Raw genomic sequence first — 11497 nt, forward strand, 5'->3', positions numbered from 1 at the left:
GGATTCGGGGGAGGGGGCGCCTCCGGAGGAGGGACTGGGACCCGGACCGCGGACATCGAGGGAGCTGGGACGGACATGGGCGCGGCTCGGACTACCTTTCGGCGCGATTTCCAGTGTTGGACTGCGTCAGGCCCTGCATGGAGGCGGGGTAGCGCTCTCCTGCAGCCACCCCCGGCGGCGCGATGGTTTCGATGTCCTCCAGGTCCTGCGGCGTGAGCTTCACCTCCAGTGCCCCCAGGTTGTCATCCAGGTACTTGCGGCGCTTGGTGCCGGGGATGGGCACCACGTCCTGCCCGCGCGACAACACCCACGCGAGCGCCAGTTGCGCGGGCGTGCACTGCTTCTGCCGCGCGAGCCGGTCGATGTGCTCCACCAGCTTCAGGTTGCGCTGGAAGTTCTCTCCCTGGAAGCGCGGCGAGTGGCGGCGGTAGTCGTCCTCCGCCAGGTCCTCGAAGCGCTTGAGCTGCCCGGTGAGGAACCCCCGGCCCAGCGGGCTGTAGGGCACGAAGCCCACGCCCAGCTCACGGCACGCCTGGAGCACGCCGTCCTCCGGATCCCTGCTCCACAGCGAGTACTCCGACTGGAGCGCGGTGATGGGATGCACGGCGCACGCGCGGCGCAGCGTGTCCGCGTTGACCTCCGACAGGCCGAGGAAGCGAACCTTGCCGGCCTTCACCAGCTCCGCCATCGCGCCCACCGTGTCCTCGATGGGCGTCTTCGGATCCACGCGGTGCAGGTAGTACAGGTCGATGACGTCCATTCCCAGGCGCTGGAGGCTCGCTTCGCACGCCTGCTTCACGTACTCGGGCCGGCCGTTGATGCCCCGGGCCTGCGGGTTGTTGGGGTCGCGGACCAGGCCGAACTTGGTGGCGAGGATGAGCTTCGCGCGGTGGGGACGGAGCACCCGGCCCACCAGCTCCTCGTTGCGTCCCGGGCCGTAGGCGTCGGCGGTGTCGAAGAAGGTGATGCCCTGGTCCACCGCGTGGAGCAAGGTGGCTTCCGACTCCGCGTCGTCACGGCCCGCGTAGAACTCCGACATGCCCATGCAGCCCAGGCCCAGCGCCGAGACGGTGAGGCCCTGCCTGCCCAGCTTCCGAGTCTCCATGCCTTGCATCCTCCACGGCGAGTTCCCTTCTTGAAGGGTCTTCATGCGGCGCGCGGGAGTCCAGGGTAAACGACCATGCGACGGGACGGCTCACCCTGGAGGTGGCAGCTCGCTGCGAAAGGGGAGCGGCTTGGCGGACGGCGGCAGTGCGTCCGCTCCCCGCGCTTCCATGTCCACGACGGGCGCGGACCAGCCCAGGTTGCGCAGCGCCGCCGTCAGCCGCTCACGCAGCGGGCCCACGTTGTCGGCGGGCGCGCCCGCCAGCTCCAACGTGAAGCGCTCCAGCGACACCTGCGTCAGCCGGAAGGCGCGCAGCGGGTGGTGCTTGAACACCCACGCCAGGGACCACGCATCCACCGCGCGTCCCGTCGGTGTGTGGAACACGCAGGCCCCGCGTCCGCCGAAGCCCGTCAGCGTCCAGCCGTGGAAGCCGCAGGCACAGGGGTCCCTTCGCACGGTGCCGGTGTCGCCGGGCCGGTAGCGCAACAGCGGCAGCACGCCAGGCCGCAGCCGCGTCACCACCACGTCGTCCCCGTCGGGCTCCAGCCAGACGTCCGGCGTGAGCACGTGGAAGCGGCCCGGGTTCGCGTCCTCGCGGCACTCCCAGGCGAGCGGCCCCGTCTCCGTGGCGGCGTAGTAGTTGAGGACCGGCACGCCCCGCCCGTGCTCCCACGCGTCGCGCAGCGCCCGAGGCAGGTGCTGCGCGGAGGTGAGCACCAGCCGGGGGGCGGGCACCTCCGGGTGGGCCAGCAGCCAGCGCAGCCCTTCCGGATCGGAGAAGACGACGGCCGCGCGCACCCGCTGCAACCGGGCCACCGCGTCGTCGCGCAGCACGGAGACGCGGTGCAGGGCGCCGTCGTGGAAGAGCGGCAGCCGCACCGAGTACTCCAACCCTCCCGGCAGCGCGTCCAGCAACACCACGCGCGGACGCGGCGGCGGCACCGTGCCCGTGTGCTCGGTGAAGAAGCGCAGCACGGCCCACATCAACAGGCAGTCGCGTCTGTCTCTCAGCACGTTCACCGGGTCGCCCGTGGTGCCGGAGCTCTTCACCACCACGCACTCGTCGGACGCGGCGGGCAGCGTGGGCACGTCCTCCCAGTGGCGCGCGAGCGTCGCGCGATCCAACGCCGGGAAGTGCCGCAGGTCCTCCAGCCGCTGGAGGTCGCCCGGGTGCAGCCCCGCCTCCTTCAGCACGCGCACGTAGTAGGGCGAACCCTGGAGCGCGCTCCGCAGCCACCCCAGGCGCGACTCCAGCTCCGCGCGGGCCACGGCCTCGTCCGCCGTGGAGGCGCCGCGCGCAAGCCCCGCCGCCACGTCCAGCGCCCACGGCAGGTGGGGCCGCTGGGTGTGGGCATCGCGGCGGATCCGCGCGCGGGGGGCCACTGCCAACGTCACTCGCGCCAGCCCCGGGCCTCGGCGTCCTTCTGCTGGGCCTCCTGCAACATCTTCGCGCGCCGCTCCGCCTCCTGCTTGCGCGCCTCCTCCACCTTGCGCAGGTCCGTGACGGCCTGCCGGTAGTCCAGCGTCTTCAGGCGTTCCTTCGACTCCCGCTCCGTCTCACCCTCGATGTCCGCGCCCAGCGCGGAGCACCACTTGCGCAGGAACTCCTCCTGACGAAAGGCATTGGAGCGAATCATCTCCGCCGTCAGCGGGTTCACCTCCTCGAAGAACTGCTGGAGGCGCGCCAGTGGCGTGCGGTCCGCGGTGAGGTAGAGCACCGTCTTCTTGCGCAGGTCCGACACCACCAGCACGTGCGCGAGCATCCCCACCTGTTCGCGGAACAGCGGGTTCTTCACCCACTTCTCCAGCTTGTCCCACTCGGACTGGGAGGGCGGCTTCTGACTGCCCTGACGGAAGGTGTCGCAGATGATGGCCACCGCCAGGTCGTGCGGATACGGCGACACGATGGGCGAGGCCGCCAGTTGGTCACGAAGGTGCGCGAGCGAGAACGCCATCATTTCTCCAACAAGGCATCGGCCAGCGCCGCGGCGGCGGGACCGAAGTCAGACATCCATTGCACCGTCGCCAGCCGGAAGCGCTTGTCCGCGAGCACCGGCGCCAGCACCTGCCGGGCGCGCTGCTCTTCCGGCACCGCGAGGAAGGCCACCACCCGGCGCGACTTCTTCACCGCTCGGGCCAGGCGCTCCTTCGCGCCCTCCACCTGCATGTTCGCCAGGAAGTCGCTGTCGGAGATGATGACCCGCAGCACATCCGGCCGCTCCTCGGAGAACTTCACCATCTCCTCCACCGGGAACCACGTCCCCCCGCCGATGTAGTGCAAGAGGAAGTCGCGCGCCGTCTCCTCGTCATACATCCACGGGGAGACGAAGGGCTGGCTGTCCGAGTACACGATGCCGCGCACCTTGGCGCCCTTGCGCAGCGCGGACGCCGCCAGCACCTGCGCCGCCAGCGTCATTGAATTGAGCTGGTGCTCGGGGTTGGGCATGGAGCCGCTGGTGTCCAGGTACAGCTCCACCGCCGGCACGCCCAGGTCCGACGGAGGGGGCAGGTCCGCCTCCAGCTCGCGGCGCAGGGGAGAGATGGCGGCCAGGTGCCCCTGCGTCACCACCGTGAGCGTCCAGTCGATGGTGGACGGATCATCGCCGTACTCCCACGCCTCCGGCGTCGTGCGCAGGTACGGCTCCGGCTTCGCCGGCGAGGACGGCAGCTTCAGGATGTGCCGGTCCACCAGCCGCCGGTAGTGCCGCGCGACCAGGGCCCGCCGCAGCTTCCCGCCGCCCTTGCCGGGCAGGTGGTTCGTCACGCGGCTGATGGTGGTGAGCGGATCCGCGTCCTTCGTGTCGTGCGTCGCGTCCAGCCAGCCCTGCTCCCGGGCCTCCGCCAGCGCGTCCTCCCACCGGCCGCCGGCCTGCACCGCCGCGTCCAGGTCGCTCTCGTCCGGCTCGGGGACGTCCCCGGCGAGCGGGATGCGGAAGCGCGTCTTGCCGGGCTCGTCGATGTAGCGGATGAACGCGGCGCAGAAGTAGAGGAATTGCAGACGCGGATCCGGCAGCGCGTAGAACGTCTGCACGAACAGGCGCGCCTGGCTGCGGAAGCCCGGGTAGTCCTGCTCCAGCTTCTCCAGGCGCCCCCTGGGCACGAGGTCGCCGGGCTCCTTGCGCCACAGCTCCTCGTAGAGGGCCAGGTAGAAGCAGAACAGCGGGGTCGTGCCTCCAGCAGGGTCCTGTCCCTTGTCGGGCGCGCGGAGGAAGCCCCGGTACACCTCGCACAGCGCCTCCGCGTGGGTGCGCCCCACGAACTCGTTCACCTGGAGGTCGAAGAACAGGTTGGTGAGCGACTGGCCCAGGCCGGGCAACAGCCGCTGCTCCAGCACGCGCAGCTCCGCGTCCCACCCCAGCGTGTGCGGGAAGCGGACGTGGTGCCCGATTTCATGCGCCAGCACGGCGGTGAGGCTGTCGCGCGCGCCCATGCGGTCCAGCAATTCGAAGTGGACGAACACCTGCCGGCGCACCATGTCGATGTACGCGAGCGGTTCGTCCTTCGCGTCCGGGTCGGGGCGGAAGGGGCGGTGCGGCTCGGGCGGGCTCAGTTGCACGCGCACGTCCCACAGCGCCAGCGCGTCGCGCCAGCACCGCTCCACCTCCTCCGGGGTGAAGGCCGCGCGCCGGGTCATACCGGCAGGATGACCGCCAGCCACTGGGACGTGTGCATCGTGGCCACCGCGCGCCATTCGTTGCTCAGGGTGCTGTACCAGTCGCCCGCGCGCGGGTCGCGCTGTGACAGCGACGTGATGGCCTTGACGGTCATGCGCGTGGGCTCCAGCCGCTCATTGCAGCCCATGGGGCCCAGGAGCATGGGCTTCTTCGAAAGCCATACACCCTGGGTGGCCGCGTCGCGTCCGCCCGCGGCGGTGGCGCGGTGCCGGTCGTGCACGCACACCACGGTGGGCGCGAGGAAGTGCACCTCGCCCGGCATGAAGCGGCTGTCCTCCTGCGACAGGTCCACCCACAGGGCGGTGGACGTGTCGCCCAGCGCTTCGGGAGGAGGCTCCATCGCCTCGTTGGCGATGGCGTGCAGGTGGCCCTCGATGTCGTCCAGCGAAGGCAGGTTCGCGCCCACGCGGCAGAACAGGCGCTGCACCCACGGCGGCGCGGACTCCAGGTTCTCGCTCAGGTTCCACATCCGCGCGAGCGCCGCGGCCTGACGTTCCACGGGCAGCCGGGGCAACAGGCGCGGCACCAGCTCCGACCATGCGAGCGTGAAGAAGTTCTGCCGCCCGGCGGACGTCGGGTACAGGTAGCCCAGGCCGATGCCCTCGGCGCCCAGGCGCAGGTAGTTGCGGAGGAGCTCCTCGCCCTGCGCCGCGTCCTGACCGGAGGCCGCCAGCGCCTGGCCCATGCGCGCCACCGGGCCCTGGAGGAAGCCCGTCCACAGCGCGCGGTCCCAGCGCACGAAGCGCGAGCGCGCTTCCTTCTCCACGGAGTCGACGAACTCGCTCATGGCTGACCGCCCGGGTTTTCCTTCAGCCACGTCGCGTAGTTGCGGTAGCGGCTGTAGAGGGACTTCAAGTGGATGATGTCCTCGTACACCGGGCCGGACAGCTCGTGGCGGGACATCAGCTCGTTCATCAGCACGGTGACGGCGGACAGGCGCTTCTCGGTGGTGCGCAGGTCCACGCCGGACAGGCCCAGGTCCAGTTCGGTGCGCAGCTGGACGACCTTCTGGCGCAGCGGCGCGTGCGTGCCGTAGCGGGCCATGGCCATGTCGAACATGTTGCGGATCCACGCCACGCGGTCCTGGAGCAGCAGCTTGTTGCCCTTGCCCTCGAAGAAGGGGCTGCGCGCGTTGGGGGTGAGCTTCTCGTGCAACACCCAGGGGATGATCTGCCGGAAGTCCTCCAGCTCCACCGCGCGGTGGCCCCGGAAGAACGCGAGCGCCTTCGCGAAGTGCAGGATGGTCTGGTACGCGCGCACGCTGGTGCCGTTCTCCGTCTGCGTGCAGAGGTGCACCTTCTTGTCCAGGGGGCACTGCTCGTTGCACACCGCGGACACCGTCTGGCCGGCGAGCTTCAGCGTGTCCTTGTGCTTGAACTCGAAGCGCGGGGACGCCATGCGGCAGAAGTCGAGCTGCCCCAGGAAGAAGGCCACGCGCTCCAGCGCGTCCCTGGGCACCTCCACCGCGAGGATGGAGTTGTAGGCCTTCTCCAGCTCGCCCGGCGTGAAGACGATGTCCTTCGGGAGCAGCTCCTCCGGGGACTTGTCGGACTCGATGCGCTGGAGCAGCGTGTCCACGAAGCCCGAGTTGAAGGGCACCGCGCGCACCACGACGTCGATGCGGTCCTTGAGCGCTTCGATGACCTGGAAGGTGCCGCCGCCCTGGTCGTCGTTGGCGGTGAGGAACCAGGACGAGCGGCCGGTGTAGACGTACTGGTCCATCATCTCCGCGTAGCCCTCGCCCAGGAGCGACAGCAGGGCGGACTGGGTCTTCGTGGGGATGCGGTTGTACTCGTCGATGATCTTCACGCGCTGGCTGATCCACTTGCGCCAGCTCACCTTGACAGCGGACAGGTCCTCCGCCTTGAGCATGTCCGACGGCAGGGGCGCGCCCAGCAGGTCCGCGATGGACAGCTGCGGATGTCCACGCTGGATGCCCCGGTGCACGTCCTCGCGGCCCATGCCGGACAAGAGCGCCATGAGGATGGCGCTGGTCGTCTTGCCCCGGCCAGGGCCACCCACGAGCAGGGCGCGGCGGCAGGTGAAGAGCGTGAGCAGCGGGATGAGGACGAAGGAGCTGTAGCTCATGTCCTCCGGCAGGTGCAGCTCATCCCCGGCGGCGTTCTTCAGCGCGGCGGTGCCGCCGAACTCGATGTCGTAGTAGGGGCAGATGACGGCGTTGTTGGTGATCCACCAGTACGCCTGCCGCATCTTGTCGTGGAGGCTGCCGCCGTCGCGCTCGGACAGGTGGACACTGAGGCCCTTGTCCGCCGATGCGCGTCCGGTGAGCAGGCGCGAAACCCAATCCTGGTTGGCCATGGAGGAGGCGGACTCTAGCCCGTGGGCGAGGGGGTGGGGGAGTGGATGGAGGCTGCCCGGTCCTCCAGTAGGCTGGGGCGATGAAGGCCCTCTGGCGTGCCCTGTCCCTGTCGACCCTCGTGGTGCAGCTGTCCTGCGCGTCCCTGCCGTGGTCGCCGTTCGACTCGGAGGCGCGCACCGAGGCGCGAATCTCCGAAGCCGTGGAGCGGGTCTGGGTGGACGACCTGCCAGGTGCGCAGAAGCGGATCTCCGATGTGTTGGAGGATGCCCCCGGCAACCCGGCGGCGCTGGTGGTCCAGGCCTGCCTGTTCCTGGAGCAGGGAGACCTGGAGGCCGCGACCCGGACCGTGGCGCGCCTGGACGCCGTGGCCCCCCGGCAACCGGAGACGCACATCCTCCAGGAGCTCCTCGAAGAGCGTCGCCGGACGCCGGTGCCCGGGTGGAGCGAGTCGATGCGGCGGGCGTGGGTGGACGCGGGGGCCCCCGACCTCGAAAAGGAGGGACTGGCGACGAACCTCACCCCGCGGACGTTGCCGCTCTCCCCCACGGTCTGGGAGAACACGCGGTCCGCGGAGGAGCGCTTCGTCGCCATGCTGGCGGACGGCGGCACCGAGGACCAGGAGCGATGGCTCGCCGACCACCTCTCTGAGTTGCAGGACCGGGGGCTGATGTTTTCCGCCCTGGAGTACTTCCAGCCCCGTGAAGACCGGCCGCCAGAGGTCCGGGCCCGGGCGCGACAGGTGCTGCGAAAGCGACTGGCACCGCTCGCCGCCGTCGAAACGCGCGAGTCCGAGCTGCCGTTGATGCTGCTGTTGGTGGACACCTCCCTGGAGGCGCCCCTCACGCAGGAGGAGATGGCGGCGCTGGAGCGCCTTGCTTCCCTGCCGCTGTACACCGGCACGCCGATGTCCCAGCTCTACGCGGACGCGGAGCGACGGTTGAGGGCCTCGGGGGTCACCCATCCCGGCGCCGGCCCCTTCATGGCCGCCGTGATGTCGATCCACACGGCCGCGCCGTTCTGGCTCCTCAAGCGGGTGGACGTGACGAAGGACCGGCTCTCCGCCGAGGAGCGGATGCGGCTGGGCCGGTCGGTGTGGACGCTGGGCGGACGCGTCGCCTCCGGGCCCACGCTGCTGGAGCACCAGCTGGGGTTCCGGCTCATGGAGCAGGGGGCCGAGCTGATGGGAGACGAGGCGCAGCGCGCCCTGGCGGCTTCGGAGCTGAGGCAGGGAGAGGCGATCCGTACCGCCTCCAACCAGATCCTGATCACCCGATGGCCGCTGCCGTCCCTCTTCCGGGAATGGATGAAGGAAAGCGTGGCCCATGAGTGGGAGCACCTGGGCAGGCTCGTCGAACCCTGAGGCGTGCGCCTCGCCTCAGAGCGTCACGAGCCCCAGCCTCGCGGCACGTACCACGGCCTCCGTGCGTCGCTGCACGCCCAGCTTGGCCAGCACCGCGTTGACGTGGAACTTGGCCGTGTGCTCGCTGATAACGAGCCGGTCCGCGATGGCCTTGTTCGACAGACCCTCCGCCAACAACCCCAGCACCTCGCGCTCGCGCGGCGTCAGCGTGTCGTGCGCCGGTGCACCTGTCGGGGCCGTGTTTCGTGGCGCGGCGCGGACCTGCGACAGCCCGGGTTCGAACACCGTGAGCCCGCGCGCCACGGCATGCAGCGCGGCCACGAGCATTTCGGGCGCCACGTCGCGGAACAGCAGCCCGCGTGCCCCCGCGCCCAGCGCCAGCTCTCCCGCCGCTTCATCCGCCACCAGCGCCAGCACCGGCGCGCCCAGGTCCGGCGCCGCGCCCTCCGTCAGCCGCAGGCCCGTGTCCCAGAGCACCACGTCGGGCGGTCCGCCCCGCGCCGTCTCCAGCTCCACCTGCGTGCCGGAGGCCACCACCGTCCAACCCTCCCCCTGGTCGCTCAAGGCCCGTGCGAGCGCACCCCGGGCCAGGGGGTCCTCCGAGACGAGGGCGAGCCGCTGCGATGAAGGGGGTGCATCCAACATGGGCCCCTCATCCCTAACCGCCCCCGCCGCGTTCGCCACCCCGCACAGCGCCGGAAGCCCTTTGCTTCCCTCTGGGGGCCGCGCCTGTGAAGAATCGTGAAGTCCTCACGGGAGGCGGCACATGGCGGTCCAGACGGCGCGGTGGCTGGCGGTTGCGGGGCTGCTGATGTCGGCCAGCGTCCACGCGGCGCCAGGGCCCTACACGAAGCTGGGTGATGAAGTGGTGGCCCTGGTGCGCACGCGCTTCCACGACGCGCAGAAGGGCGCCGCCTGGGCGGACGCGCACCAGGGCTACGCCGCCGACGTGAAGGACGCGGAGGACTTCGCCCGGCGCACGAACGCGGCGCTCGCGGAGCTGAAGGTCTCCCACACGACCTACTACCCGAAGCAGTCCCCGGGCCACGCGGCCGTGTCCTCCATCTTCCAGGGCTTCCTGAAGCCGAAGAAGGTGGAGGCCACCGGCATCGGCGCGGACGTGATGGAGACCCCCGACGGCTTCTTCGTCCGCCATGTCTTCGTGGAAGGCCCCGCCGCGAAGGCGGGCCTCTTGCGCGGTGACCGGCTGCTCACCGTGGAAGGCCAGCCCTTCCATCCCTGGCGCGCCTTCGCCAACCGGGCCGGCAGGGCCACGCGGCTCACCGTGGAGCGCACGAAGGGCGCGGAGCCCCTGTCGCTCACCGTCACGCCCAGGAGCATGGACCCGCGCAAGGAGTGGCTCGCGTACCAGAAGGCCAGCTCGCGCGTCGTCGAACACCAGGGCCGCCGGGTCGCGTACCAGCACCTCTACTCGTGCGCGGGCGAGGACCACCAGCAGTTGTTGGAGGAGACGCTGCAGGACGCCTTCGCGGACGCGGAGGCGCTGGTCGTCGACTTCCGCGACGGCTGGGGCGGATGCAGCCCGGCCTTCGTCAACCTCTTCAACCCCCAGGTGCCCACGATGGTGAGTACCGGCCGCGACGGCAAGACGCAGACCCTGTCGATGGCCTGGCACAAGCCGGTGGTGCTGCTCGTCAACGGCAACTCGCGCAGCGGCAAGGAGGTGGTGGCCTTCGCGCTGAAGCGCCACCGGCTGGCGACGCTCGTGGGGCAGCGCACCGCGGGCGCGGTGATGGCGGGCGGACCGCAGAAGCTGTCCAACGGCGACCTGCTCTACCTCGCGGTGATGGACGGGACGGTGGACGGCGAGCGCCTGGAGGGGGTGGGCGTGCCGGTGGATGTGGAAGTTCCAGACGCGCTGCCGTACGCGGTGGGCGTGGATCCGCAGAAGGCGCGCGCGCTCGACGTGGCCGCGTCGTTGGTGAAGGGCTGACGCTTCAGCGCAGCGTGACGCCGTGGCCCGGCGCGTCCGCATCCAGCGTCAGCCGTGAGCCCGCGTAGTGCGCACCGCCCTGGAACGGGTGGCTCGCGATGAACAGCGGCGTGTCCAGGTCCGCGTAGGTGAAGCCGCCCAGGCCCGCCGCCAGATGCGCGGACGCGCTCATTGCGAGCACGCTCTCCACCATGCCGCCCACCATCAGCTCCAGCCCCGCGGCGCGCGCGAGGCTCCACATCGTCATCGCCTCCACCATCCCGCACTTCATCGTCTTGATGTTGATGGCGTGGCAGGCGCCCTCGCGGATGAGCCGCAGCACGTCCTTCGCGGACCGCGCGGACTCATCCGCGCACACCGGCACCTTCGAGCGGCGCGTCACCTCCGCGAGCCCCGCGAAGTCGGAGGCGGGCACGGGCTGTTCGAACAGCGACAGCGGCACGTCCGCCCGCTCCAGCTCCTTGAGGAACGCCAGCGCCTCCGCCACGTCGTAGCCGCCGTTCGCGTCCGCGAAGAGCCGCGCCCTGGGGGCCTCCTGGTGGATGGCGACGAGCCGCGCCGCGTCCGCGTCCGGATCCAACGCGCCGACCTTCACCTTCAACGTGTCGATGCCCCGCCCCAGGATGGCCCGCGTGGACGCCACCGCGTGCGCCACGTCCCCGGCCGTGACCGTCATGTCGATGTCCAGCGCGGTGCCCGCCCCGCCGAAGAAGACATGCAGCGGCAGGCGGTGGTGCCGGGCCAGCGCGTCCAGGAGCGCCATCTCCACGCCACACCGCGCGGAAGGGGCCAGCGCGAGCGCGTCCGCCAGCGCCTCCGACGCCGGCCGCCACGCCTGGGCGTCGCGCCCAAGCAGCAACCCCCGCACCGACTCCAGCGCGGTCAGGGTGCTGCCCTGCGTCTCCCCGCTCACGGCGGTGAAGGGGGCCGCCTCGCCCAGGCCCACGGTGCCGTCCGCGAGCGTGACGCGCACGAGCACGTTCTCCGCCGCGTGCTGTGCGCCCGTCGCGATGGCGAAGGGCTCCGTGAGGGGCAGGTGCAGCGGTTCGAAGGAGGCCTGCGTGACGAGGGTGGGGCGCATGGG

The 11497-nt window shown here is 70.8% G+C and carries 10 protein-coding genes; 2 read left to right on the plus strand and 8 right to left on the minus strand.

The window, feature by feature from the left end; translation table 11 throughout:
• Positions 1 to 91: 91 nt before the first annotated feature.
• From D7X74_RS33050 to D7X74_RS33075, 6 genes are all read right to left on the minus strand, one after another.
• Complete coding sequence (locus D7X74_RS33050; protein WP_120537001.1) at positions 92 to 1105, minus strand: aldo/keto reductase; 1014 nt, start codon at positions 1103 to 1105, stop codon at positions 92 to 94.
• Between the two features lie 90 nt (positions 1106 to 1195).
• On the minus strand, positions 1196 to 2500 hold the full coding sequence (locus tag D7X74_RS33055; RefSeq protein WP_120536992.1) for a phenylacetate--CoA ligase family protein: 1305 nt from the start codon (positions 2498 to 2500) through the stop codon (positions 1196 to 1198).
• Positions 2497 to 3060, minus strand: coding sequence for a hypothetical protein (locus tag D7X74_RS33060; RefSeq protein WP_120536993.1), 564 nt, complete (start codon positions 3058 to 3060; stop codon positions 2497 to 2499). Before D7X74_RS33060 ends, D7X74_RS33055 begins: the two co-directional genes overlap by 4 nt.
• A complete protein-coding gene (locus D7X74_RS33065; RefSeq protein ID WP_120536994.1) occupies positions 3060 to 4739 on the minus strand; it encodes a M48 family metalloprotease in 1680 nt (559 codons plus the stop codon). Before D7X74_RS33065 ends, D7X74_RS33060 begins: the two co-directional genes overlap by 1 nt.
• Positions 4736 to 5566 carry a hypothetical protein gene (locus D7X74_RS33070; RefSeq protein WP_199732935.1) on the minus strand — a complete coding sequence of 277 codons (831 nt, stop codon included), beginning with the start codon at positions 5564 to 5566 and terminating at the stop codon, positions 4736 to 4738. The genes D7X74_RS33065 and D7X74_RS33070 overlap by 4 nt, the downstream gene beginning before the upstream one ends.
• Entirely contained in the window at positions 5563 to 7098 is a 1536-nt protein-coding gene (locus D7X74_RS33075) for a MoxR family ATPase (protein ID WP_120536996.1), read from the minus strand. The genes D7X74_RS33070 and D7X74_RS33075 overlap by 4 nt, the downstream gene beginning before the upstream one ends.
• Positions 7099 to 7178: 80 nt before the next feature.
• Here D7X74_RS33075 and D7X74_RS33080 point away from each other — a divergent pair, with 80 nt between their 5' ends.
• Entirely contained in the window at positions 7179 to 8459 is a 1281-nt protein-coding gene (locus tag D7X74_RS33080; protein ID WP_120536997.1) for a hypothetical protein, read from the plus strand.
• Positions 8460 to 8474: 15 nt separating this feature from the next.
• Here D7X74_RS33080 and D7X74_RS33085 read toward each other — a convergent pair whose 3' ends face one another.
• Positions 8475 to 9104, minus strand: coding sequence for a response regulator transcription factor (locus tag D7X74_RS33085; protein ID WP_120536998.1), 630 nt, complete (start codon positions 9102 to 9104; stop codon positions 8475 to 8477).
• Between the two features lie 121 nt (positions 9105 to 9225).
• Between D7X74_RS33085 and D7X74_RS33090 the strand changes: the two genes are divergently transcribed.
• Positions 9226 to 10413 carry a S41 family peptidase gene (locus D7X74_RS33090; protein ID WP_120536999.1) on the plus strand — a complete coding sequence of 396 codons (1188 nt, stop codon included), beginning with the start codon at positions 9226 to 9228 and terminating at the stop codon, positions 10411 to 10413.
• Positions 10414 to 10417: 4 nt separating this feature from the next.
• On the opposite strand, the gene D7X74_RS33095 is transcribed toward D7X74_RS33090, so the two are convergent.
• Complete coding sequence (locus tag D7X74_RS33095) at positions 10418 to 11494, minus strand: dipeptide epimerase (protein ID WP_120537000.1); 1077 nt, start codon at positions 11492 to 11494, stop codon at positions 10418 to 10420.
• Positions 11495 to 11497: the final 3 nt, after the last annotated feature.

The organism is Corallococcus sp. CA047B (assembly GCF_003612065.1).
Lineage (GTDB): Bacteria > Myxococcota > Myxococcia > Myxococcales > Myxococcaceae > Corallococcus > Corallococcus praedator.